22 protein-coding genes and 1 pseudogene are annotated in these 24,837 nt (G+C 68.9%); 10 read left to right on the top strand and 13 right to left on the bottom strand.

Annotation, left to right across the window (positions count from 1 at the left end; all coding sequences use genetic code 11):
• Positions 1–27 precede the first annotated feature (27 nt).
• From EKG36_RS11455 to EKG36_RS11470, 4 genes are all read left to right on the top strand, one after another.
• Entirely contained in the window at positions 28–720 is a 693-nt protein-coding gene (locus EKG36_RS11455; RefSeq protein ID WP_126484176.1) for an SDR family oxidoreductase, read from the top strand.
• A 57-nt stretch (positions 721–777) separates the two neighbouring features.
• A complete protein-coding gene (locus EKG36_RS11460; protein ID WP_126484178.1) occupies positions 778–1,266 on the top strand; it encodes a peroxiredoxin in 489 nt (162 codons plus the stop codon).
• Between the two features lie 30 nt (positions 1,267–1,296).
• Positions 1,297–1,725, top strand: coding sequence for a GFA family protein (locus tag EKG36_RS11465; protein ID WP_126484180.1), 429 nt, complete (start codon positions 1,297–1,299; stop codon positions 1,723–1,725).
• 227 nt (positions 1,726–1,952) lie between these two features.
• On the top strand, positions 1,953–2,807 hold the full coding sequence (locus tag EKG36_RS11470) for a dienelactone hydrolase family protein (RefSeq protein WP_126484182.1): 855 nt from the start codon (positions 1,953–1,955) through the stop codon (positions 2,805–2,807).
• A 10-nt stretch (positions 2,808–2,817) separates the two neighbouring features.
• Here the strand turns inward: EKG36_RS11470 and EKG36_RS20795 are convergent.
• The 4 genes and pseudogenes from EKG36_RS20795 to EKG36_RS11490 all read right to left on the bottom strand — a co-directional run.
• Positions 2,818–2,928, bottom strand: a pseudogene (locus EKG36_RS20795) (uroporphyrinogen-III C-methyltransferase); the annotation flags it as partial.
• Between the two features lie 62 nt (positions 2,929–2,990).
• Complete coding sequence (locus tag EKG36_RS11480; RefSeq protein WP_126484184.1) at positions 2,991–3,560, bottom strand: cysteine dioxygenase family protein; 570 nt, start codon at positions 3,558–3,560, stop codon at positions 2,991–2,993.
• Positions 3,561–3,743: 183 nt separating this feature from the next.
• Complete coding sequence (gene cobA, locus EKG36_RS11485; protein WP_126484186.1) at positions 3,744–4,673, bottom strand: uroporphyrinogen-III C-methyltransferase; 930 nt, start codon at positions 4,671–4,673, stop codon at positions 3,744–3,746.
• Positions 4,630–7,347: a nitrate reductase gene (locus EKG36_RS11490; protein WP_126484188.1), complete on the bottom strand. Its 2,718-nt coding sequence runs from the start codon at positions 7,345–7,347 to the stop codon at positions 4,630–4,632. Before EKG36_RS11490 ends, cobA begins: the two co-directional genes overlap by 44 nt.
• Positions 7,348–7,729: 382 nt before the next feature.
• Between EKG36_RS11490 and EKG36_RS11495 the strand changes: the two genes are divergently transcribed.
• The 5 genes from EKG36_RS11495 (at position 7,730) to nirD (ending at position 14,020) form a co-directional block, all read left to right on the top strand.
• A complete protein-coding gene (locus EKG36_RS11495; protein WP_126484190.1) occupies positions 7,730–8,323 on the top strand; it encodes an ANTAR domain-containing response regulator in 594 nt (197 codons plus the stop codon).
• Complete coding sequence (locus EKG36_RS11500; RefSeq protein ID WP_126484192.1) at positions 8,320–9,369, top strand: CmpA/NrtA family ABC transporter substrate-binding protein; 1,050 nt, start codon at positions 8,320–8,322, stop codon at positions 9,367–9,369. Before EKG36_RS11495 ends, EKG36_RS11500 begins: the two co-directional genes overlap by 4 nt.
• 242 nt (positions 9,370–9,611) lie before the next feature.
• Positions 9,612–10,928: an NAD(P)/FAD-dependent oxidoreductase gene (locus EKG36_RS11505; protein WP_126484194.1), complete on the top strand. Its 1,317-nt coding sequence runs from the start codon at positions 9,612–9,614 to the stop codon at positions 10,926–10,928.
• Positions 10,925–13,429, top strand: a complete 2,505-nt coding sequence (nirB, locus tag EKG36_RS11510; RefSeq protein WP_126484196.1) for a nitrite reductase large subunit NirB — start codon at positions 10,925–10,927, stop codon at positions 13,427–13,429. Before EKG36_RS11505 ends, nirB begins: the two co-directional genes overlap by 4 nt.
• A 216-nt stretch (positions 13,430–13,645) precedes the next feature.
• Positions 13,646–14,020 (top strand): nitrite reductase small subunit NirD, encoded by a 375-nt coding sequence (gene nirD, locus EKG36_RS11515; RefSeq protein WP_126484198.1) that lies wholly within the window; start codon positions 13,646–13,648, stop codon positions 14,018–14,020.
• A 106-nt stretch (positions 14,021–14,126) separates the two neighbouring features.
• On the opposite strand, the gene EKG36_RS11520 is transcribed toward nirD, so the two are convergent.
• Together EKG36_RS11520 and EKG36_RS11525 are read right to left on the bottom strand one after the other, a co-directional pair.
• On the bottom strand, positions 14,127–14,528 hold the full coding sequence (locus EKG36_RS11520; RefSeq protein ID WP_126484200.1) for an ectoine synthase: 402 nt from the start codon (positions 14,526–14,528) through the stop codon (positions 14,127–14,129).
• 44 nt (positions 14,529–14,572) lie between these two features.
• On the bottom strand, positions 14,573–15,988 hold the full coding sequence (locus EKG36_RS11525) for an amidase (RefSeq protein WP_126484203.1): 1,416 nt from the start codon (positions 15,986–15,988) through the stop codon (positions 14,573–14,575).
• A gap of 367 nt (positions 15,989–16,355) precedes the next feature.
• Here EKG36_RS11525 and EKG36_RS11530 point away from each other — a divergent pair, with 367 nt between their 5' ends.
• Entirely contained in the window at positions 16,356–17,768 is a 1,413-nt protein-coding gene (locus EKG36_RS11530; protein WP_126484205.1) for a PhoH family protein, read from the top strand.
• Positions 17,769–17,816: 48 nt separating this feature from the next.
• Here the strand turns inward: EKG36_RS11530 and EKG36_RS11535 are convergent, their stop codons facing one another.
• From EKG36_RS11535 to EKG36_RS11565, 7 genes are all read right to left on the bottom strand, one after another.
• Positions 17,817–18,035 carry a hypothetical protein gene (locus tag EKG36_RS11535; RefSeq protein ID WP_126484207.1) on the bottom strand — a complete coding sequence of 73 codons (219 nt, stop codon included), beginning with the start codon at positions 18,033–18,035 and terminating at the stop codon, positions 17,817–17,819.
• A gap of 72 nt (positions 18,036–18,107) precedes the next feature.
• Positions 18,108–19,421, bottom strand: a complete 1,314-nt coding sequence (locus EKG36_RS11540) for a sensor domain-containing diguanylate cyclase (RefSeq protein ID WP_185827543.1) — start codon at positions 19,419–19,421, stop codon at positions 18,108–18,110.
• Between the two features lie 104 nt (positions 19,422–19,525).
• Positions 19,526–20,728 (bottom strand): tryptophan synthase subunit beta, encoded by a 1,203-nt coding sequence (gene trpB / locus EKG36_RS11545; RefSeq protein WP_126484211.1) that lies wholly within the window; start codon positions 20,726–20,728, stop codon positions 19,526–19,528.
• Between the two features lie 88 nt (positions 20,729–20,816).
• Positions 20,817–21,749, bottom strand: coding sequence for a prenyltransferase (locus EKG36_RS11550; protein ID WP_126484213.1), 933 nt, complete (start codon positions 21,747–21,749; stop codon positions 20,817–20,819).
• A 24-nt stretch (positions 21,750–21,773) separates the two neighbouring features.
• Complete coding sequence (locus EKG36_RS11555) at positions 21,774–22,442, bottom strand: alpha/beta hydrolase (protein WP_126484216.1); 669 nt, start codon at positions 22,440–22,442, stop codon at positions 21,774–21,776.
• A 65-nt stretch (positions 22,443–22,507) separates the two neighbouring features.
• Entirely contained in the window at positions 22,508–24,277 is a 1,770-nt protein-coding gene (locus EKG36_RS11560; RefSeq protein ID WP_126484218.1) for an SLC13 family permease, read from the bottom strand.
• Positions 24,278–24,459: 182 nt separating this feature from the next.
• Positions 24,460–24,666 carry a cold-shock protein gene (locus EKG36_RS11565; RefSeq protein WP_126484220.1) on the bottom strand — a complete coding sequence of 69 codons (207 nt, stop codon included), beginning with the start codon at positions 24,664–24,666 and terminating at the stop codon, positions 24,460–24,462.
• Positions 24,667–24,837 lie beyond the last annotated feature (171 nt).

Consider the following 24,837-nt stretch of genomic DNA (forward strand, 5'->3'; position numbering starts at 1 on the left):
GGAAGGGACCTGGCAAAGGAGATGGGCATGGTGAACCGCGTCTTCCTGATCACGGGGGCATCCAGCGGAATCGGCGCGGCCACCGCCCGGGCCGCGTCCCGGGAGGGCTACAAGCTGGTACTGGCGGCCCGCTCCGAGGCACGCCTCACCGGCCTCGCCGAGGAGCTCGGTCCCGAGAACGTGCTGGCCGTCGGCATGGACGTGACCGACATGGCCGCCCAGCAAACCATGGTGGAACAGGCGCTGGAGCGTTTCGGCCGTCTCGATGTGGTCTTCGCCAATGCCGGCCGGGGCGGCTCACCCGGCGGCTTCAGCGGTGCCGACCATACGGCCTGGCGCGACATGATCCTCACCAATATCTATGGCGTTGGCCTCACCGTGCAGGCCACCCTGCCGGCTCTGCGCCATAGCCGCGGCCATGTGCTGCTCACCGGGTCTGCCGCCGGCCGCGCCACCATTCCCGGCTCCATGTACGGGGCCACCAAGTGGGCGGTGACCGGCCTCGGCTACAACCTGCGCGAGGAGTTGCGTGGCAGCGGCATTCGCGTGACCCTGATCGAGCCCGGCATGGTCGATACGCCGTTCTTCGACGAGCCCCCCGAGCATGCCCTGCACGACAGGGACATCGCCGAGGCGGTGCTCTACGCGGTCGGCCAGCCCGAGCACGTGGACGTCAACGAGATCCTGGTGCGCCCCACGCCGCCCCTGAGTGATGACTGACGCCACCGTTTTCCCTACGATCCCCCTACGATCCCCTACGACCACAGGAGCCAAGCCATGACGATCGCCATCGGTGACCGCCTTCCCGACATCACCATCAAGACCAATGGCCCCGAGGGGCCGAAGGACCTGTCCACCGGCGACTTCTTCGCCGGCCGCCGGGTGGTGCTGTTCGCCGTCCCCGGCGCCTTCACCCCGGGCTGTTCCAACACCCACATGCCGGGCTTCGTGGTCCGCGCCGACGACATCCTCGACGCGGGCGCCGATGCCATCGGTTGCCTGGCGGTGAACGATGCCTTCGTGATGGATGCCTGGCAGAAGGACCAGAACGCCGGGCGCTTCACCATGCTGGCCGATGGCAACGCCGAGTTCACCCGAGCCCTCGGCCTGGAGATGGACGCCAGCGCCGGCGGCATGGGCACCCGCAGCAAGCGCTTTGCGCTGATCGCCAACGACGGCGTGGTCGAATACCTCGGCGTCGACACCCAGAAAGGAGTGATCGAGGCCAGCAGCGCCGACACCATCCTCGCCCAACTCAAGGACTGAGGCGCCACGGCCCGCACCGAGGAGACGACCATGCACGATGCCATGACCCTGCGCGGCAGCTGCCTGTGCGGCGCCGTGACCCTGGCGGTACAGGCCGACCGGCAGAACATCGGGGCCTGCCATTGCCGGATGTGTCGCACCTGGGGCGGCGGACCGCTGCTGGCCCTGGAGTCGGTCTCCCGCGTCGAGATCGAGGGCGAGAACAGCGTGACCGTGTTCGCCTCCTCGGACTGGGCCGAACGCGCCTTCTGCCGCCACTGCGGCACCCACCTCTTCTATCGCCTGAGAACCGGCGAGCATTATGCCGTGCCGGCGGGGCTGGTCGATGACGGGGAAGCCTGGACCTTCGATACCCAGATCTTCATCGACGAGAAGCCGCCCTGGTACCACTTCGCCAACGCCACCCGCGACCTGACCGGCCGCGAGGTCTTCGAGGCGTTCGAGGCGCGCAAGGACTGAGCGGCACGCGACATCGGCGGTCCCGGGCACGACATGCCTCCCCCACCGACGGCCCCTTGCCCCCGCGGAGAGGGCCTCGGGTCGTACCCGCCCCGCGACCGCGCCACGACTTCCTTGACCGCAACGGGTTACACCCGCCTTCCAGGCTGGCTATATTAAGAAAGCATGAATGAGCGAAGGCGAGCGACGTCGAGGATGCCCCCCGATCACAGGCAAGGAGACCCCTGATGCGACACCTATTCACCCTGGTATGCCTGGCCGCGGGCCTGATGGCGGGCGCGGCGGGCGTCCAGGCGCAGACCGAGTCCTCGCCCGGCGACGAGCCGGTCACGATCCAGTCCGGGCCACGCGTGGTCGGCGAGGTCTTCGAGTATGCCACCGGCGGCACCAGCTACGAGGGCTACCTGGCGCGCAACGCCAATATCGACCGGCCGCAACCCGCGGTCCTGGTGGTGCACGAATGGTGGGGACTGGATAGCTATGCTCGCGCCCGGGCCGATCAGCTGGCGGCACTGGGCTTCGTGGCCCTGGCGGTGGACATGTATGGCAATGGCCAGTTGGCCGGCCACCCCGGCGAAGCCCAGGAATTCTCCAGTCGGGTGATGCAGGACTGGCCGGCGGCACGCGCCAGGCTCGAGGCGGCGATGGCCCGGCTGGGCGAGCACCCGGCGGTGGCCGATGGCGGCATGGCGGCAATCGGCTACTGCTTCGGCGGCAGCGTGGTGATGAACATGGCACTCTCCGGCATGCCGCTCGAGGCCGCCATCAGCTTCCACGGGGTCCCCACGGTGGCGGTGAACATGCCCCAGGCCTTCGCCGGCAGCGTGCGCATCCACAACGGCGCCGAGGACGGCTTCGTCGCCCGCGAGGACCTGGTGGCGATGGCCGAGGCGCTCACGGGCCAGGGTGCCGACGTCAAGGTGACCAACTATCCCGGGGCCCAGCACGGCTTCACGAATCCCGAGGCCGATGCGTTCGCCGCGCAGCACGACCTGCCGCTGGCCTACAATGCCGCTGCCGATGCCGCCTCCTGGCAGGCGGCGCTGCTGACCCTGGATGCCACCCTCAACGACAACGACTGAACGGACGAGGCCAATCGGGCGTTCCCTCCGTCCGACACGGTTGCGCGGTGATACAGCGCAGCCGCTGGGCGGGGCCGCGGTCGGTCAGCGGAATGCCCATGCCGGCGCAGGCCGCCGCTGCCTCTCGATGCCGTGGTCGAGGAACGCCGCCTTGCCGTCGAGCAAGGGGCCAGTCTGATGACATCAGGCGGCATCGACCCCGAGATGATCGATGATCCAATTGGATTCCTCGAACCGACGCATGGCGTGCTCGGGAGTCCAGCGCTGCTCATCGAGCGTTTCCGGATCCCATTCGCTGCGCTCTGCGGCAAAGAAGTCGCCTCCGTAGATATGAATCGCCGCGGTCAAACGAGGAATCGGGTTGGTCACCGAATGGATGATGTCCGACTTCAGCGGCACGGCGTTACCAGCCGCCAGTGCCTCGGCGCCCACTGCCTCGATGTGCCCGTTCCGGCGTGAAATCCGCCGCCAGAAGATATTGTCTTCGCGACCGGTATAGATGCCGATCACCGCCCACATTCGATGATCGTGCGGCATGAGCGTCATGTAAGGCGCCCACACCATGTTGATGATGGTCAGATCCTCCGAGTGATAGAGCGCGTGGAGCCCACCGCGCTTCGGCTCCCCGAGTTCCTTGAGAATGGCGGCCGGATCGGAAACCGCTCTCGTGACCACTTCGCGCACCAACCGGGGGGATTCGTCGGCGGCAAGCGCGCTGCGACAATCGGCGATGAACTGCTCGGTGTCAAACATGATGGGCGCCCTCCTTTACCGTGCACCTCGACCGCCGGCCCCGGTGCTGCCGCGGGAGACATTCAGGATCCCACGGCTTCCCGGACGGTCGTGAGGCCCTCGTGGAAATACGGGCAATGAAGTGAGAGATCCCGTAACTTCATCATCGGTCGCCTTGATTGATACTTCCAATACCTTCATTTTTTAAGTATGAAAGGTCGTGATGCCCCGTCGCCGCCGCCGGGCTGGGCTGGTCTGGGTCTGGGTCATGCTCACCACGCTGCCCACCACGATCAGGCACGGCGACGGCAGCGGCTCGGCGGCGAGCTTGCCCGGCATATCGGCCAGGGTGCCGGTGAGCGCCGCCTGGTCGGGCAGGCTGGCGTTGGCCACCAGCATGATCGGCCAGTCGTCGGGCAGGCCGGCGCCACGCAGGCCGGCGCAGATGGCCGCGACCTTGGCCAGGCCCATGTAGAACACCAGGGTCTCGTCGCGGCGGGCGAGCGCGGCCCAATCGGGCGTTCCCTCCGTCCGACACAGCTGGGCGGTGATGAAGCGCAGCTGCTGGGCGTGGCCACGGTCGGTGAGCGGGATACCCATGGACGCACAGGCCGCCGAGGCGGCGGTGATGCCGGGGACGATCTCGGCCGGCACGGCGGCCTCGGCGAGCGCGGCGAGCTCCTCGCCCATGCGCCCGAACACCCCGGGATCGCCGCCCTTGAGGCGCACCACCGACTTGCCTTCGCTGGCCAGCTTGACCAGCAGGGCACCGATCTCGGCCTGGGGCACGCTGTGATGGCCGCTGGCCTTGCCCACGTAGTAGCGCTCGCGGCCGGCGGGCACCAGCGCCAGCACCTCGTCGCCGACCAGGCGGTCATAGACCACGGCATCGGCCTGCGTAAGCAACCGCGCCGCCTTGAGCGTCAGCAGCTCCACATCGCCGCTGCCGGCACCCACCAGATAGACACTGCCACGGCGGCACTCGCCGCGCAGCGGCAGGCTCGGTTCGCTGCCGTCCGCCCCGGGCCCCTTCAGCTCGGCCAGGAAGCGGGTGGCGCCCATCCCCAACCGAGCCAGGCCACCCAAGGCGTCAGGCCACTTGCACTGTTTCAGGCTTCTGCTCAGAACGCGCATGAGCACCCTCCTCTTCGATCAGGGACTTGAGTTCGGGGATACAACTGCCGCACTGGGTGCCGCAGGCGAGTCGCGCACCCAGCGCCTCGACGCTGGCATCGCCGGCGCGGATGGCGGCGACGATGGCGGCCTGGCCCACCTGGTGGCAGCTGCAGACCAGCGGCCCGCTGTCGGCGGCGCCGTCATCGCAGCCGGCCAGCAGCCGCCGGCGGCGCTCGCTGGCCAGGGACCGGCCCTCGGCCGCCTCGGCGAAACGCACATCGAGCCAGGCCAGGCCCGGCAGCTCGGCGGGCGGCCCCACCATCAGCCACCAGCGCAAGCGGCCGTCCTCGAGGCCGGCCGCCCGCCAGCGGCCGGTGGCGGGATCGTCGCACCACAGCGAGGCCGGCACCGGCAGGCTCTCGGTGAGGCGCGCCAGGCCCGCCTCGCCCTCGTCCCAGGCCAGCTGCCAGCGATCGGCATGGGCCAGCGGGATCCGCGTCCAGTAGTCGGCGCTCTCGCGCACGGTCCCGGCGACGGCGAGATCCCCCGCCACCACCAGGGTGGCCTCGCAGGCCGCGGCCAGCGGCGTCACCGCCACCGCGCCATGCTTGGCCTCGGGCTGGCCGGACAGCGGGTCGACATGGGCCGCGAGCAGGCGGCCGGCCAGGGCCCGGGCCGAGAAGCGATCGGTCCAGTGGATGGGCACGAACACCTCGCCGCGCCGCTGCCCCCGCGACAGCCGCAGCCGGCCGCGATACTCGCCGGTGGCGCTGGTCACGCGTGCCAGCTGCTGGTCGCCGAGCCCCAGCGCCCGGGCGTCTTCCGGGGCGATCTCGATGAAGGGTTCGGCCCGGTGGTTCATCAGCCGTGGCGACCGGGCGGTGCGGGTCATGGTGTGCCACTGGTCGCGCACGCGTCCGGTGTTGAGCCGCAGCGGATGCGCCGCGTCGAGCGCCTGGACGGGCCCCCGCGGCCGCACCGGCAGCAGCCGGGCGCGCCCGTCGGCGGTGGCGAAGCGACCGTCCTCGAACAGCCGAGCGGTGCCGCGCGGGGCGGCGGCGGTCACCGGCCACTGGATCGGCGCCAGGGCGTCGTAGCCCTGGCGATCCAGCGCCGCCAGCGCCGAGATGTCGAAGACGCGCTCGCCGGCGTTCTCGAAGCCGGACAGGCGCGCGTGCTCGGCGAAGATCTCGCCGGGATGGGCATAGGCGAAGGCCTCGCCGTAGCCCAGCCGCCGGGCGACCTCGCTGATGATCCACCAGTCGTGGCGCGCCTCCCCGGGCGGAGGCAGCAGCCCCCGCTGGCGGGAGATACGCCGCTCGGAATTGGTCACGGTGCCGTCCTTCTCGGACCAGGACGTGGCCGGCAGGACGATATCGGCATAGGGCAGCAGGTCGGTGTCGGCCATGCATTCGGAGACGATCACCAGCGGGCACTTGGCCAGGGCCGCCCGCACCCGGTCGGCGTCCGGCAGGCTGACCACCGGGTTGGTGGCCATGATCCACAGGGCCCGGATCTCGCCCCGCTCGATGGCCTCGAACAGGGCTACCGCCTTGTGCCCGGGGCCCTCGGGCAGGGTCGGCACCAGGTGCTCGGTGCGCCAGAAGCGCGTCACCCGGTCGATCGCTCCCGGCGAGTCGTAGTCCATGTGGGCGGCCAGCTGGTTGGCCAGGCCGCCCACCTCGCGGCCGCCCATGGCGTTGGGCTGCCCGGTGATGGAGAAGGGGCCGGCGCCGGGCAGGCCGATCTTGCCCCCGCCCAGGTGGCAGTTGAGGATCGCCTGGCACTTGTCGGTGCCGCTGCTCGACTGGTTGATGCCCTGGGAATAGAGAGTCACCACGTGCAGCTGGCTGGCGAACCAGTAGAAGAAGGTCTCGAGGCGCTCCGGGTCGATATCGCAGTCGGTGGCGATCGCCTCGATGGACGTCTCGTCCTCCCGGGCCGCGTCCAGGGCCTCGTCGAGGCCCCGGGTATGGCGCTCGAGATACACCCGGTCGAGCTTGCCCCGCTCGGCCATCCAGGCCAGCAGGCCGTTGAACAGCCGGGCATCGCTGCCGGGCTTGAGCCCCAGGTAGAGGTCGGCCAGTTCGCAGGTGTCGGTGACCCGCGGGTCGATGACCACCACGCGCAGCAGGGGGTTGCGGGTCTTGGCCACCCGCAGGCGCTGGAACAGCACCGGATGGTTCCAGGCCAGGTTCGAGCCCACCAGCACCACCAGCTCGGCCTCTTCCAGGTCCTCGTAGCAGCAGGGCACGGCATCGGCCCCCAGCGAGCGCTTGTAGGCGGCCACTGCCGAGGCCATGCACAGCCGGGAGTTGGTATCCAGGTGGGGTGTGCCGAGAAAGCCCTTGAACAGCTTGTTGGCGACGTAGTAGTCCTCGGTGAGCAACTGCCCGGACAGGTAGCCGGCCACCGCCTGGTCGCCGTGGTCGCTCCGGACGTCGCCGAGGCGCCGGGCCACGGTCGACAGGGCGGTGGACCAGTCGACCTCGACCCCGTCCACCCGGGGGCGCGTCAGACGCCCCTGCTCGCCCAGGGTCTCGTGCAATGCCGAGCCCTTGACGCACAGGCGGCCGAAGTTGGCCGGATGCGTGGCGTCGCCCTCGACGCCGACCATGCGGCCGTCGTCGATGTCGGCCAGCACGCCGCAGCCGACACCGCAGTAGGGGCAAGTGGTTCGCGCCTGATCCATAACGCACTCCTCGATCGTGGGTCCCAACGACGACGCCCACCGCCATGCTGATGGCCAGCGCGGCGGTGGGCGTCGTTGCCTGGGGCCACCGTCGTGGCGGCCCGGGAATGATTGTCCAGCATCAAGCAAGCCACGTGCCAACAAGCGCCATCCCCCGCCGTGGCAGGGCATCCCGACCGGCGGCCGACGCATATCCGCGCCAGCCTGCACCAGGCGGGACCGCCGGCGCCCCATCCCGCACCGCTGCGGTGCAACAATCCCCCGGCGGACGCTGGCGATGACGACGAAGCCGGCCTGCGGCGCCGAACCTTCCCGCCTCGCGGCGCCTGGAATGTATCTTGCATTGCCTCCTGCAAACGACCGATGCAACGAGCCACGCCCTATGCCCCAGCCCTTGAAGATCCTGCTGGTCGATGACGAGATCGTGCGCGCCGCCATGGTCGAGGAGGCCCTCGCCCAGGAGGGCCATGAGGTCGTCTGCCGCCTGCAGAGCCCGGCCAGCCTCAACGAGATGGTCGCACGCCACGCCCCCGACGTGGTGATCATCGACATGGAGTCCCCCGATCGCGACACCCTCGACAGCATGTCCCTGCTCAATCGCGAGAACCCCCGCCCGGTGGTGTTCTTCGCCGACCAGCATGAGCCCGACACCATGCAGGCCGCCCTGGAGGCCGGTGTCAGCGCCTATGTGGTGGACGGCCTGGTACCCAGCCGGGTCAAGGCGATCCTCGAGGTCGCCATCGCCCGCTTCGCCTCCTTTCAGTCGATGCGCAGCGAACTCGACAAGGCCCGCGGCCAGCTGGCCGACCGCAAGCGCATCGAGCGCGCCAAGGGGCTGCTGATGAAGCACCAGGACTGCGACGAGGAACAGGCCTACCGCATGCTGCGCAAGCTGGCCATGGACCGCGGCCAGCGCATCGGAGAGGTGGCCGCCAACGTGATCGATATTCTCGAACGACTGGAGAAAGGCCTATGACCGCGAGTCGCACCGCCGACCTCGAGCGCCTGACGCTGGGCTTCATCCCCCTGCTGGATGCCGCCCTGCCGATCATCGCCCGCGAGGGCGGCTTCTTCGCCGCCGAGGGGCTCGACGTCGCGCTGTCACGCGAGAATGCCTGGTCGACCCTGCGCGACAAGCTCGCCGCCGGCTTGCTGGATGGCGCCCACATGCTGGCTCCGCTGCCTCTGGCCATGAGCCTGGGCATCTCCGGCGCCGCCTGCGAGACCCTGGCCCCGCTGGTGCTGGGGCGCAACGGCAACACCCTGGTGCTGTCGAAGCGCTGGAGCGAGGGCATGCCCTTGCCGGATGCCCCCGCCCCGGAGGGAAGCGCCACGGCCCCCGCCGTCAGCGCCCGCGACTTCGCCCGTCGGCTGCGCCACCGGGGCGGACCGCCGCCCTGCCTGGCCATGGTCCATCCCTTCTCGTGCCAGCATTACCAGCTGCGCGAATGGCTGGCCCTCGGCGGCATCGACGCCGACCACGAGGTCAAGCTGGTGGTCCTGCCGCCGCCCCGCATGGCCGAGGCCCTGGAGGAAGGGCGCATCGACGGCTTCTGTGTCGGCGAGCCCTGGGGTAGCCTGGCCCAGCACCGGGGAGGCGGTCGCATCGTCGCCAGCGGCGCCCAGCTCTGGCCGGACCATCCCGAGAAGGTGCTCGGGGTCACCGCGACCTGGGCCGAGCGCCATCCCGAGACCCTCGCCGCCCTGCTCCGTGCCCTGGCCGGGGCCGCCGACTGGCTCGCTGCCTCGCCCGAGCATGCCCGCCAGGCACGCGACTGGCTGGCCCTGCCGCCCTACCTGGACCGGGCCGTCAGCCACCTCGAGACGCTGGCCCCCGGCACGGAGCCGATACGGCAACGGCTCGATGGCGACCTGCGCCCCTCCGCCGAAGCCATGGCCCCCATGGCCAACCATATCGACCAGGCGCTGCGCGCCCAGGGCGGCCGGCTGGCCCCAGAGCGGCTGTCGGCCTGTTACAGCCCCGTGCATTTCGATGCCACCACGCACCAGGACCGTGCATAAGGCACGCCCAAGGGGTGGCGGCAAGGCCGCTGCCGCCCTCTCAGGAATCTTCAAGCGACTGCTTTAAAAGGAATTAACCGCCACCTGGCCTGATTATTGAAAGGGCAGGATGACAGGAGCGGGCCCCGGCCCCTCCCTCGCGGTCAACGGCGATCGCACACCGAATTCCAGACGAAGACGTCTCAGCGCTCCCGCTGCCAGGGGGTGCGGAGGCGTCTTTTTGCGTTTCAGGAGGTTTCGACATGTGCCCCGATGCCCTTACCGGGTCCATCACGACACAGCATCCTATTGAGCACCTGGTGATTGTCGGCAACGGCATGGCCACCCAGCGCCTCGTCGAGACGCTCGTTCGCCAGGTCAATGCGCCGCGCCGCATTACCGTGGTCGGCGAGGAACGCTGCCCGGCCTACAACCGCATCCTGCTTTCCCCCTGGCTCGCGGGCGAGATGACCCATGACGACCTGCGCCTGCCCGAGATCGCCGACCGGGCCGGCATCACCCTGAGCACGCGCCTCGGCGAGCGGGTGACCCGCATCGACCGGGACCGGCGCCGGATCCTGACCGAGGGTGGCGAGGCCATCGCCTATGACCGGCTGGTGCTGGCCACGGGCTCGCGAACCGCCCTGCCCCCCGTGCCGGGGATCGAGTTGGCCGGGGTCAGCGGCTTCCGTGACCTGGACGACGCCGAGGCCCTGGCCGAGGCCGCCGAGCGCGGCGGCCGCGGCCTGGTGGTCGGCGGCGGCCTGCTGGGGCTCGAGGCCGCCGAGGGCCTGCGCCAGCGCGGCATGCAGGTCCGCGTGCTCCAGCGCAGCGACCGTCTGATGAACCGTCAACTCGACGCCACCGCCGCGATGCTGCTGCAACGCGAACTGGAGGGCCGCGGGCTGGAGATCGCCACCGGCGTCGAACTGGCCGCCCTGGAGGACGACGGACGCGGCCATGTCGTCGCGGCGCGCCTGGCCACCGGGGAGCGACTGCCCGCCGAGCGCGTGGTCATTGCCGCCGGCATCACGCCCAATGCCGAGCTCGGCCGGGAGGCCGGCCTGGCCTGTGACCGCGCCATCCGGGTCGATGCCTGGCTGACCACCTCCGACCCGGCCATCCATGCGCTGGGCGAATGCTGCCAGGTCGGGCCCCGCACCTTCGGGCTGGTGGAGCCGATCTGGCAGCAGGTCGAGGTGCTGGCCCGTCACCTGTCCGGGGAAGCGACGGCGGGCTTCGCCGACGCCCCGACCGCGACCAAGCTCAAGGTCGGCGGCGTGTCGCTGTATGCCTTCGGCCCCACCGAGGCCGCGCCGGGCCACGAGGCGCTGACCTATCACGATCCGCAGCAGGGCGAATACCGCCGCCTGCTGCTGCGCGATGGCCGCCTGGAGGGCGCCGTGCTGTATGGCGATACCGCCATGGGGCCCTGGCTGTTCACCCAGGCCCGGGCCGGCACCCGGCTCGATGCCGCCCGCCAGGCCCTGGCCCTCGGCCAGGCCGATGTCGAGGCCCTGCTTGCCGAGCAAGAGAGCCCGCTCAAAGACACCGACAGCCCCGAGAAGGAGGCCGCATGAACACGCCCCAGTCCGAAGCACAACACCTGATCATCATCGGTAACGGCATGGTCGGCCACCATCTGGTCGAACAGCTCGTCGAACGTGGCGCCACCGCGCAGTACCGCATCACGGTCTTCGGCGAGGAGCGTCACCGCGCCTATGATCGCGTCCACCTGTCCGAGTACTTCGCCGGTCGCGACGCCCAGTCCCTGGCCATGTGCCACGCCGACTTCTATGCCGAGCACGGCATCGAGCTGCGTCTCCACGAGGCGGTGACCGCGCTCGATCGCGACAAGGGCGAGGTGGTGACCGACCAGGGCCGCTACGCCTACGACCGGGTCGTGCTGGCCACCGGCTCCTACCCGTTCGTGCCGCCGATCCCCGGCAACGACCGCGAGAACTGCCTGGTCTACCGTACCCTGGACGACCTGGACGCCATCCGCGCCGCGGCCGAGAACGCCACCACCGGCGTGGTGGTCGGCGGCGGCCTGCTGGGCCTGGAGGCGGCCAACGCCCTGCGCGGGCTCGACCTCGACACCGCCGTGGTCGAGTTCGCACCTAGGCTGATGCCGATGCAGGTCGACACCGAGGGGGGCGAGCTGCTGCGCGAGAAGATCGAGGCGCTGGGGGTCCAGGTACTCACCGGCCGCGCCACCCAGCACATCGAGGATGGCCAGGCCAGCTTCCACCGCATGGTCTTCCAGGACGACAAGGTACTGGAGACCGACCTGATCGTGTTCTCCGCCGGCATCCGTCCCCGCGACGAGCTGGCCCGGGAGGCCGCCCTGGAGATGGGCGAGCGCGGCGGCGTGGTGATCGACGACCGCTGCCTGACCAGTGACCCGGCGATCCTGGCCATCGGCGAGGTGGCGCTGTGGAACGACAGCATCTTCGGCCTGGTGGCCCCCGGCTACCAGATGGCCAAGGCGGCCGCCGACACCCTGCTGGGCGGCGAGTTGACCTTCGCGGGCGCCGACATGAGCACCAAGCTCAAGCTGCTCGGCGTCGACGTGGGCGCTATCGGCGATGCCCACGGCAACCAGAACCCCGGCGCGCGGATGTTCCGCTACCTCGACGAGATCAAGCAGGAATACCGCAAGCTGGTGGTCTCCAGCGACGGCAGGAAGCTGCTCGGCGCCATGCTGGTGGGTGACAACGCCTACTACGACACCCTGATGCAGTACTACAGCAACGGCCTGGAACTGCCTGAAGACCCGGCGGCACTGATCCTGCCCTCCACCGAGGGGGCGCCGACCCTGGGCGCCGATGCCCTGCCCGAGGGCGCGACCATCTGTTCCTGTCACAACGTCACCAAGGGATCGATCTGCGCGACCCTCGATGCCGGTGCCACCGACCTGGGCAGCGTCAAGGCCGAGACCAGGGCCAGCACCGGCTGTGGTGGCTGCGCGGCCCTGCTCAAGAGCGTGGTCGACCACGAATTGGAAGCCCGCGGCGTGGAGGTCGACCGGTCGATCTGCGAGCACTTCGCCCACACCCGCCAGGAGCTCTTCGACATCGTCCGCGTCGAGGGCATCAAGACCTTCGGCGAGCTGATCGGCAAGCACGGCCAGGGCCTGGGCTGCGACATCTGCAAGCCGGCGGTGGCCTCGATCCTGGCGTCCTGCTTCAACGAGCCGATCACCGACGCCGCGCATATCCCGCTGCAGGATACCAACGACACCTTCATGGCCAACATGCAGAAGAACGGCACCTACTCGGTGGTGCCGCGTGTCCCCGGCGGCGAGATCACCCCGGACAAGCTGGTGGTGCTCGGCGAGGTGGCCCAGCAGTACGGCCTCTACACCAAGATCACCGGCGGCCAGCGCATCGACCTGTTCGGCGCCCGCCTCGAGGACCTGCCCGACATCTGGGGCGCGCTGATCGAGGCCGGCTTCGAGACCGGTCACGCCTACGGCAAGTCGGTGCGTACCGTGAAGTCCTGCGTGGGCAGCACCTGGTGCCGCTACGGGGTGCAGGACAGCGTGGGCATGGCCATCCAGCTGGAGCACCGCTACAAGGGCCTGCGCTCGCCCCACAAGCTCAAGTTCGCGGTCTCCGGCTGCACCCGCGAGTGCGCCGAGGCCCAGAGCAAGGATGTCGGGGTGATCGCCACCGAGCATGGCTGGAACCTCTACGTGTGCGGCAACGGCGGCATGCGCCCGCGCCACGCCGAGCTGCTGGCCACCGACCTCGACGACGCGCAGCTGATCCGCGCCGTCGACCGCTTCCTGATGTTCTACGTGCGCACCGCCGACCGCCTGCAGCGCACCTCGGTATGGCGCGAGAACCTCGAGGGCGGCCTGGACTACCTCAAGGCGGTGGTGCTGGAGGACAGCCTGGGGATCGGCGACGAACTCGAGGCGCAGATGCAGACCGTCATCGACAACTACGAGTGCGAGTGGGCGGGCGCCATCAACGACCCCGAGAAGCTCAAGCGCTTCCGCAGCTTCGTCAACGACGCGCGCCCCGATCCGGACATTATCGTGACGGAGGAGCGCGGCCAGCTCCTGCCCGCCTAAAGGAAATGGCTGCGCGAGCGAATCGCGTCGTTGCGCGGCACCCCGAAGGCTCGCCTAACAACCCGTTATGTCTCGCCTTCGGTGCGCCGCGCGCCTAGCGCTTCATCTCGCTCGCCGATTTCCCGATACCTTTGCGGGGAAGCTTGTTCACTCCCGATCATCGGGAATTGGTCCCCACAAGCTCCCTGGCGAACGAGAAATGAGAGGAACTTGCCCATGTCCACCGCAACCGCAGAAGCTACGACCATGACCCAGACCTGGCAACCCCTGTGCACCAAGGCCGACCTGGTCGCCTTCTCCGGCGTCGCCGCCTGGATCGAGACGCCCGAGGGACCGGCCCAGGTGGCCCTGTTCTACCTGCCCGGCCATGCCACCGAGCTCTATGCCGTGGACCATCACGATCCCTTCTCGGGCGCCAACGTCATCGCCCGGGGCATCGTCGGCGACCTCTCGGGGGCGCCGGTGGTGGCCTCCCCGATCTACAAGCAGCATTTCCGGCTCGACGACGGCCAGTGCCTGGAAGACGAGGCAGTACGGCTGCGCTGCTGGGCGGTCTGCTTCAAGGGCGACCAGGTGATGCTCCGGGCGTGACCCCGCCCTCGGCCGCCGTCCGCCACGTGCCCGCCCCCTCGCATGCCGGGGGCGGGCGCGCGTCGGCAGGGCCTCCCCGCCGCCCGGCGGCGGCATGGCGTGCCGGTCAGCGGCTGAGCACGCTGCCGTCGTCGTCGTACAGCGGGTAGCTGCCCTGCTCGTCGTGATCCTCGGGGCCGACCAGCGACGGTGTGAAGACGCAGAGCACGGTCATCCCCTCGTCGCTGCTGAGGACATGCTGCTGGTGCTTGTCCAGGGCATAGAGCACGCCGGGGGTCAGCGTCCAGCGGCCGCCTTCGGTGAGGTCCTCGATGGTGCCCTTCCCCTCCAGGCAGAGCACCGTCTCGCGGTGATTCCGGTACCAGATGTGCAATTCCTGGCCCGGCTTGATATAGGTCTCGTGGAAGGAATGGCCCATCCCGTCGGCACGCAACGTGTAACGACGGCTGATGAACTTCTCCTCGTCGATGGCGTTGTTCTCGGCGTCTTCGCGGGTGCGCACGATCATGCGGGAGCTCCTCGAACGGTGTGCGGACGGTGGCCAGTGGCGACTCAGGCGGGCTGGGACGGATCCGGCACCGTGGGAAAGCGCGGCGGATGGGCCGCCATGAAGGCGTGACAGGCCCTCAGCACCCGGCAATCATCGAACTTGCCGCCGGCCAGCTGGAAGCCCACCGGGAGGCCGGCATCGGTGAATCCGCAGGGCACCGAGGCCGCGGGCTGCTGGCTGAGGTTGAAGGGATAGGAGAACGGCGCCCAGTCTTCCCAGTCCTTCATGCCGCTGCCGGGGGGCACCTGCTGGTTGATCTCGAACGGCGAGATGGGCACGGCCGGCGTCATCAACAGGTGGTACTCCTGGTTGAAGTGCTCGAGTCGCTGGGTCAGGAGCGCCCGCTCGGCCAAGGCGCGAAACAGCTCGACGGCCGTCCAGTCCTGCGCCTCCCGGGCATTGGCCACCAGGCCGGGGTCCAGGCGTTCGCGCTGGTGCTCATCGAGCCGCGACCATTGTTCCAGCGATGCCGTGAACCACAGCTTCTTGAAGACATCCAGAGGCGAGGCGAAGCCGGGATGGATCTCCACGATTTCGGCGCCCAGATCTTCGAGCTTGCGTGCGGCCTCGGCCACCCGGTCGGCGATCTGGCGATCGACCCGGGCGTAGCCCAGGGTGGGGGAGTAGGCGATGCGCAGCCCCCGCAGGCCCTTGTCGAGATCCTCCCCCCAGTCGTCCGGCTGCCCCCGGGTGGCATAGGGGTCGCGATAGTCATAGCGGCCCATGACATTGAGCATGCTGACGGCATCGCGCACGTTACGGGTCAGGGGGCCCAGGTGGGAGAGCGTCGGCTCCTTGGCGGGCGGCCACTGCGGCGTCCAACCGAAGGTGGGCTTGAAGCCGAAGACGCCGGTGAAGGCCGCCGGGATGCGGATCGAGCCACCGGAATCGCCGCCCTGGTGGAGAACCCCCAGATTCAGGGCGGCGGCCACGGCGGCACCGCCCGACGAGCCGCCGGGCGTCAGCCGCGTGTCCCAGGGATTGGTGGTGGCGCCAAACACCCGATTGTCGGTGACCGCCTTCCAGCCGAACTCCGGGGTATTGGTCTTGCCCAGGATGACCGCCCCCGCCTCTCGCAACATGCGGGCGGGCGGCGCATCATTGTCACAGGGCGTGTCCGGGACGGTGAGCGACCCCTCGCGACAGGGCATGCCGGCGACCTCGGTCAGGTCCTTGAGCGACACCGGCATCCCGTCGATGGGGCTCAGCGGCGTGCCCTGCCCCCAGCGACGAGCCGAGGCCTTGGCTGCCGCCTCGGCGCCTTCGTGATCCACGTGGACGTAGGCATTTACCTTGTCATTGAAGCGCTCGATGCGCTCGAGCGCTGCCCGCGTGGCCTCCAGTGGCGAGGCCTCGCGCGACCGGAACAGTGACTCGAGACGTGTCGCATCCATCAAGCCCAGATCGGACTCGCTCATGTCGCTCTTCCTCCAATCGGCGCCCCGTGCCTCCCTGCCCACCCTAAAACAGCCATTGGCGTGTTCCAATCGTCGGAGCCCGACGACGCCCCGGCCATGCCGGGCGAGCACGCCGCACGGCTCCCGGTCGGGCGGCAGGCAACCGCCGCAGCGTTGAGGGCGGAAATTGTGCACAGCGGCAAAGATGGGCCATGCTGGAAGCCAAGTGGCAAGTATTGCGGTCATATGACAACGGGAGGTGATCACCACAAGACCGTCAGACCGGCACGTCGCGCCCTGTCACGGAACTGACATCCCGCGCTGACAGTGTCGACATCGAGGCGTCATCTCTGACGTCGATCCGGTGACAATCAGGAGAGCTGCGCCGATGGTACGCATCGACAAGAAGGCCACCCGGCTTTACGTGCTGGACACCAACGTCCTGATCCATGATCCCGCCGCCCTCTATCAGTTCGATGAGCACGAAGTGGTCATTCCCATGACCGTGCTCGAGGAGCTCGACAAGCACAAGAACGGCATTCGCGAAATCGCCCGCACCGCCCGGCAGGTCAGCCGGACCCTCTCGGACCTCACCGCCAACGTCGACATCGGCCAGATCCACGATGGCATCCCCATCAGCCGGCTTACCGGCCCCGAGGGTCGGCTGCGCCTGCTGTGCTACGACAACCTCTCGGTCCCGGACAACCTGGAGGACAGCCCCGACAACCGCCTGCTCGCCGAGACCTGCCGGCTGCGCGACGAGCGCCCCGACGCCTCGGTGGTCCTGGTGACCAAGGACATCAACCTGAGGGTCAAGGCCGCGGCCCTCGGTGTGCCGGTGGAGGACTACCTCACCGATCGCGCCTTCGACGACAGTGATGCCATGCTCGGCGGCGCCCGGGTCTATCCCGAGGCGGGCCACGACGGCAACGGCCTGTGGGAGACGCTCAAGACCGAGGTCAAGGTGAAGCGCGAGGACAGCCGCGTGATCTACCGCCTGACCGGCGATATCCCCACGGACTGGCACCTGGGCATGCTGGTGTCGGACAGCGACGATGAGGCGAGTTTCGAGGCGGTGGTCCGCGACCTGGGCCCACACCATGCCCATCTGGAGCTACTGACCAACTACCGCCATGGCGCCAGCGTGTGGGGCGTGCATGCCCATGACAGCCGCCAGAACTTCACTCTCAACCTGCTGATGGACGACGACATCGACCTGGTGACCATCGCCGGCAGCGCGGGCACCGGCAAGACCTTCATGACCCTGGCCGCGGCGTTCCAGCAGACGCTGGACGGCAAGCGCTTCGAGCGCGTGGTCTTCACCCGGGCCCCGATCTCCATGAGCGAGGACATCGGCTACCTGCCCGGCACCGAGGAAGAGAAGATGTCGCCCTGGATGGGCGCCTTCCATGACAACATGGACAACCTGCTGCGCGACGAGCATGACGGCAGTTCCACCTGGAACCAGGAGGCCACGCGGCAGCTGCTCGGCTCGAGGGTGCAGATCCGCGCCCCCGGCTTCATGCGCGGCCGGACCCTCAACGACACCTTCCTGATCATCGACGAGGCCCAGAACTTCACGCCCAAGCAGCTCAAGTCCCTGATCACCCGGGCCGGACGCAACACCAAGATCGTTTGCCTGGGCAACGTGGGACAGATCGACACGCCCTACCTCACCGCCAACACCTGCGGCATGGCGGCGGTGGTGCAACACTTCCGCGACTGGCCCCATGCCGGCCATGTCACCCTCCAGAGCGTGGAGCGCTCGCGCCTGGCGCTGGCTGGCGAGGAGCTGCTCTGAACGCGGCGGGCCGACGCCACCGGCGTCGGCCCGCCCGACTCTTCGCCCTCAGGGGCCGCGATTCACCGCCTTCTCGATCAAGGCCTCGCTCTTGCTGCCAGGCCCGTGGTGGAGCACCGTCTGGGCCTCGTGATAGAGGCAGACGAAGCGCTGGCAGGAGGCGCAGTGCACCTGGTCGTCGGGGTTCTTGACGCTGGAGACCCGCATCAGGTGGCTACCGCAGTTCGGGCACGCCACTGGCAGGCGGAAATCCTCGGAGAGTGACATCGGCGTCTCCTTTTGCAGGGTAGTGATGACAGTATGCTGCCCCATGGGACAGCGACCTGGCCAGTCAGTGCCTCAGGTCACCGCCTCGGGACCGACGATGCGGTTGCGGCCCGCCCGCTTGGCCCGGTAGAGCGCTCGGTCGGCCCGGCTCAACGCCTCGCCGAGATCGCCGCCGGGCGCGAGGAAGGCCATGCCCAGGCTGACCGTGAAATGCAGCGTCTCGCCGCCCAGCACCAGCTCGCTGTCCGCCACGGCCTGTCGCAGGCGCTCCAGCACGCTGCAGGCCTCCTCCGGCTCGCTATCCACCAGCATGAGCGCGAATTCCTCGCCGCCGACGCGGCCGATCAGGTCATAGGGCCGCAGGCTGTCACGGCAGATCGTGGCGAAGCGCTGCAGGGCGACGTCGCCAGCGGCATGGCCGTGGGTGTCATTGAGCACCTTGAAGTGATCGAGGTCGACCATAGCCACCGGTACCCGGCGACCATGACGGGCGGCATGGGCCAGCACCGCCTCGCCATTGGCGAAGAAAGCCCGCCGGTTGAGCAGGCCAGTCAGCATGTCGGTGCTGATCAGGTGCTCGGTACGCCGCTCCGCCTCCTTGCGCCGGGTGACATCCTGCAGCCATCCCTCCCAGAGCGTGCCCCCCTTGGACTCGCGCCGCGCGCTCGCCGTAGCCTCCAGCCAGCGCACGCCATCGGCAACCTCGATGCGAAAGGCCAGCTGCAACGGCTCGAGGCTCACCGATGACTGGGCCAGGGCATTGCTCAGGGCCTCGCGATCATCGCCGACCAGCCGGTCGAGCAACCGTGAGGGGGAAGCCATCACGGCGTCAGGGGTCAGGCCGCACAGTGCGCTGAGCCCCTCGCTCAGGTAGCCGAAGGACAGCGCCCCCCGCGGGGCCTGGTGCAGCTGGAAGACCACGCCCGGCAAGCCGGCCACGACCGCTTCCAGCCGGCCGAGCCTCGCCCGGTCGGCGATGGCCGGTTCGAGCAGCGGACCGACATCGTGCTGGATGAGCAGCAGACGAAGGGTGTCGTGGGGCCCCTCGACCAGGGGCTGGACAAGGGTATCCAGGTAGAGCCGGTGACCGTCGGCATGGCGGCAATGCAACAGGCCACGCCAGGCGCTGCGCTGCTGGACGCATTCAGCCAGTGCCCGGGACACGGGGCCGCGCAGCGGCTGTTCGTCCAGGATGGTAACGCGTTGCCCCACCAACGACGCGGGGGCATGCCCCGTGGCTTGCGCCACCGACGGGTTGGCATCGAGAACCACTCCATGGGCATCCAGCAGCATCACCGCGCCCGGAAAATGCGCGTAGAGCCGCTCGGGCAGGCTGGCGCCCGGCGGGGTTCGTCGACGACGCCACTTGTCCGGAATCCATGACATGCCCCGCATCCTTGGGGTCTCCGCATCAACAGGGAATGGTGCCGCTATCGCTCTACCCTAGCCCAGTCGTTGCCGGGGCACACGCCCGATCACCGACAAAGGGCCTACAGGCCCAGTCGTGCGGCCACGTAGTCGGCATCCTTGTCGCCTCGTCCTGACAGATTGACGAGGATGTGCTGGTCGGCGGACAGGGTCGGTGCCGTGCGCATGGCCCAGGCCACGGCATGGGCGCTCTCCAGGGCCGGGATGATGCCCTCGACCCGTGACAGGGTCAGGAAGGCCTCCAGACACTCGTCGTCGGTGGCGCTGACGTAGTCGACGCGTCCCTGCTCCTTGAGGTAGCTGTGCTGGGGCCCCACTCCCGGGTAATCGAGCCCCGAGGCGATGGAGTGCACCGGCATGGGCTGGCCCTCGGCATCCTCGAGCACATAGCAGGCCATGCCGTGGATCTCGCCGGGCTTGCCCAGCGTCAGGGTCGCCGAGTGGCGCGGCGTATCCAGGCCCTCGCCAGCCGGCTCGATCCCCACCAGGCGGACCTCGTCGTCCTCGAGAAAGGCGGTGAACATGCCGATGGCATTGGACCCGCCGCCGACGCAGGCGGCCACATGATCGGGCAGGCGGCCATGGCGGGCCTGGAACTGCTCCCGGGCCTCGCGGCCGATGATCGACTGGAAGTCGCGGACCATCTTGGGGAAGGGATGCGGCCCCACCACCGAGCCGATGGCATAGATATACTGCTGCGGGTCCTTGAGGTATTCCTCGAAGGCGCTGTCCACGGCGTCCTTGAGGGTCGCCGTGCCCCGGGTCACCGCCACCAGATCAGCGCCGAGGATCTTCATCTTGGTGACGTTGGGGTGCTCCTTCTCGATGTCCACCTGGCCCATGTGGATCTCGCAGGGGATGCCCACCAGGGCGCAGGCGGTGGCGAGTGCCACCCCATGCTGGCCGGCGCCGGTCTCGGCGATCACCTTGGTCTTGCCCATGAACTTGGCCAGCAGCGCCTCGCCCAGGCAGTGATTGATCTTGTGGGCGCCGGTATGGTTGAGGTCCTCGCGCTTGAGGTGGATCTGGGCGCCGCCCAGCTGCTCGGACAACCGCCGGGCATGGAAGATCGGGCTGGGACGCCCCACGTAGTCGGCGAACAGGTCGGCGAGTTCCTGGCGAAAGTCCTCGCGGACGCGGATCTCCTCGTAGGCGGCGTCGATCTCGTCCATCACCCGCTTGAGCTCGGCGGGAATGCGCTGGCCGCCGAAGCGACCGAAGTGTCCGGTGGTGTCGGGAAGGTCGGCAAAGGGAGACTGGGGCATGCTGGGATCCTGGATAGCCATGGGGACATCATCGAACCTTCATGATGCCCCGCTGCCGGGCCGCCGTCGAGCCGCCACGGGGTCGGGTTCAGCCGGCCAGCCAGAGTCCCAGATTGAGCAGCGCCAGGGTGCCGAGCTGGACAGCCACGTTGGCCCCCAGCCAGGGCACGAGCGCCGCCTCGTCGTCATCGTTCAGCCGCCACAGGCCGCGCACCAGCCAGGCGACCGCCGGCAACAGCAGCCAGGTCAGCCAGGCAGTCGCCGGCAGGAGGCCCACCGCGCCCCCGGCCGGCACCACCAGGAAGGCCGCCAGCACCAGGACGCCCGCCAGCCGCACGGCCCGCCGCCGGCCCAGCAGGATCGCCAGGTGACGCCGGCCGACTCGGCGGTCGGCGTCGATATCCGGCACCTGGTTGAGCAGCAGCAGCGCGCTGACCAGCAGGGTCGGCACCAGGGAAACGGCCATGGCCAGGGACGAGAAGTGTCCGCTCAGCGCCTGGTGCGCCCCCACCACCATCAGGGTGCCGAAGCCCAGGCCCGGCGCCAGCAGGCACAGCAGCGGACGCTGCGTCAGCACTCCGGTGTAGGCCACCACCAGGCCAAGGCCCAGCAGGCCGTAGAGCAGCAGCCACGGTCCCGACCGCCACACGAACCAGCCGCCGATGATCACCACCCCGGCCAGGCAGGCGACGGCGGCGCGCTTCACCAGCGGGGCCGCCACCGGCTGGGCCGGCAGGGCGCCACTGCCCCCGGAGAAGGGGGTGCGTCGGGTGGTGGCATCCAGGCCGCTGACGAAGTCATGGTGCTCGTTGAAGAGGTTCACCGCGGCATGGGCCAGCAGCGCGGCCAGCAACACCAGCAGGGTGTCCAGCCTGGCCACCGGCGCCCCCTCGAGGCGAGCCGTGAGCACCGCCAATCCGGCACACAGTGGCGCCAGCACCAGGAAATTGGGGCGAGCGCTGCGCAGGCAGGCATGCCAGGCTCCCTGCCGCCGGGTGGTGTCATACCGCGATGCGTCCATTCCGTGCCCTTCCCAGCCTCGGCGTCAACGCGCCAGTCGGTCTGACAGCCAGCGGCCGATGTCGGCGACCTGCTGAGGGCAGACCGCATGGGCCATCGGATACTGGCGATAGTGGACCGGGTATCCCATGGCCGAGAGCCGGTCGCGGGCGGCCCGGCCGAGGGCCTCGGGCACCACCGGGTCGAGGCTACCATGATGGATCTCGATGGGCAGGTCGCGATTGGCCGGAGCCGGCTCGAGGCTCTCGGCGGTGGCCAGGTAGGTGGACATGGCCAGCAGGCCCCCGAGGCGCTCGGGGAAGGTCAGGGCCGCCTCGTAGGCTACCGCCCCGCCCTGGGAAAAGCCGGCCAGGATGATGCGCTCGCCGGGGATGCCATGCTGGATCTGCTCGCGGACCAGCGTCTGGATGCACACGGCGGAGTCCTTGAGCTGGGCCTCGTCCACGCGGCGGTCGAGACTCATCTCCTTGATGTCGTACCAGGCCGGCATCACCATGCCGCCATTGATGGTCACCGGCAGGCGCGGGGCATGGGGCAGGATGAAGCGCACGCTGGCCGCCTCGGGCAGCGTGAGCGCCGGCACCAGGGGCTCGAAGTCATGGCCATCGGCGCCGAGACCATGGAGGATGAAGACGCAGGCATCGGCGGGCTTGCCGCCACGGGGCTCGATGATCAACTCGTCGGGTTCGCTCATGGGGTCGTCTTCCTGGGCAAAAGCGCCACCCTAGCGCAAAGCGCTGGCCACGGCGAGGGCCGCCCCTAGAACGGCCAGACGAGGGGAATCAGCACCATTGCCACCACGGCGCTCAGCAGGTTGAGCGGCGCACCGACCCGCAGGTAGTCGCTGACCCGGTAGCCGCCGGGCCCGTAGACCATCAGGTTGGTCTGATAGCCGATCGGCGTCAGGAAGCTCGCCGAGGCGGCGAACATCACCCCCACCACGAAGGGCATGGGACTGACACCCAGGCTCTCGGCGCCGGCCATCACCACCGGGAAGGTGATCACCGCGGCGGCGTTGTTGGTAACCAGCTCGGTGAGCAGGGCCACCACCAGGTAGCTGCCGATCAGCAGCCACCAGGGGTTGCCGTCGACAAGGGCCATCGCCGCCCCGGCCAGGCTGGCGGCCGCTCCCGAGCCTTCCAGGGCCGCCCCCAGGCCAAAGGAGGCGGCGATGGTCAACAGCACCTGAGTATCCAGGCCACGCTTGGCGGCGCTGATCGAACAGCAGCCGGAGAGCACCGAGGCGGCGGCCCCGAGCATGGCGGCATTCATCATGCTCATCGTCCCGGTGGTGGCGAGCAGGACCACCCCTGCCAGGATGCTCCAGGCCAGCCAGGCGCGCTCGTGGGCCGGTCGTGCCGCACCATTGACCTGGCTGATCAGCAGGAAGTCCCGCGACTGGCGGTGACGCTCGATGAACGGCGGCCGGGCCTCGAGCAGCAGCACGTCGGCGGGCTGCAGGCGAATCTGGCCGAGGTTGCCGGCCACCCGCTCGCCGCCCCGGCACACCGCCAGCACCGCCGCGCCATAGAGGGTGCGGAAGTGACCGTCACGGATCCGTCGGCCGATGAACTGGCACTGGTCGGAGACCACCGCCTCGACCAGGCGGCGCTCCTTGAAGTCCTTCTGCAGGCTGGACTCGCCGTGGTGCGAGGGGATCAGCCCGCGGATCTGCTGCAGCTCCACCGCCCCGGCAGAGGTACCCGCGAATACCAGCCGGTCACGTCCCTTGAGGCGCTCCCCCGGGCCGACCACGCTGACCACATTGCCGTCGCGCTCGATCTCCACCAGGAAAAGCTCCTGCAGGTGGCGCAGCCCGGCCTCCTCGACGCTCTTGTCGACCAGGGGGCCGGCCGGGTCGACCTCCATCTCGATAGTGAATTCCCGGGGGTTCTCGAAGACCTCGGCGGCCCCCTGGCGAGGCGGGAGCAGGCGCTGGCCGACCAGCAGCAGGTACGCCAGCCCCGCCACCGCCACCGGCACGCCCACCCAGGCGATGTCGAAGAGCCCCATGGCCAGGTCCGGGTAGCGGTCGATCAGCAGGCCGTGGACCACCAGGTTGGTGCTGGTGCCCAGCAGGGTGATGGTGCCGCCGAGGATGGAGGCGAAGCTCAGCGGCATCAGCAGCCGATGGGCCGGCAGCCGCAGCCGCCGGCTCCAGCTGAGTACGGCCGGAATGAAGGCGGCCACTACCGGCGTGTTGTTGAGGAAGCCACTCAGCGGCGCCACCGGCAGGATAAGACGCGCCAGGGCGCGCCGCTCGCCCTGGGGGCGACCCAGCACGTAGCGGATGATCAGGTCGATACCGCCGGTCTCGCGGATGCTGGCCACCAGCACGTACATGAAGGCCACCGTGAACAGGCCGCTGCTGGAGAAGCCGCCCAGGGCCTGCTGGGGATCGACGATGCCCAGGCTGACCAGCAGGATCAAGGCTCCCAGCAGCACCATGTCGGGGCCGACACGCGTCAGGGCCATCAGCGGAAAGACGGCAACGACGACGATGAGTGAGATCCAGGCGTCCGGGGACATGGGCATTCCAGCAGGAGTCGAAACCGACCCATTGTGACGGCCCGGGCATATTCTAAAAAGTTATTTTTAGAAATTCATTTATGCAAAAAAGCTATTAAGGAGAGGCGCCCACAACGAAACGGGGCCCGCGAATGCGGGCCCCGTCCAGCCGCCCGGAGGCGGCACATCAATGGCGATCGAGCTTAGTCGATGACCTTGATGTTGGAAGCCTGGAGGCCTTTCTTGCCCTGGGTGACGTCGAAGGAGACCTTCTGACCGTCTTGCAGGGACTTGAAGCCTTCGGCCTGGATCTCGGAGAAGTGAGCGAACAGGTCGTCACCGTTGTCGTCCGGAGAAATGAAGCCGAAGCCCTTGGTGTCGTTGAACCACTTGACAGTACCGGTAGCCATTATCGAATTCCTCGAATAGCGTGATGTGTAGCCGGGGAGATACCCGAGTTGCAGTGGGTAAAACAAGAAACTTTCACCGGGCGACCGACGCTATTGAGCTTTCGATGACCACTTGCGATGTGCGACTTGCTAACCAACTGCGGGCAGCATGCGCCCTTGAAGGGCGCAGGT

It is taken from the genome of Halomonas nitroreducens (assembly GCF_003966155.1).
Lineage (GTDB): Bacteria > Pseudomonadota > Gammaproteobacteria > Pseudomonadales > Halomonadaceae > Halomonas > Halomonas nitroreducens.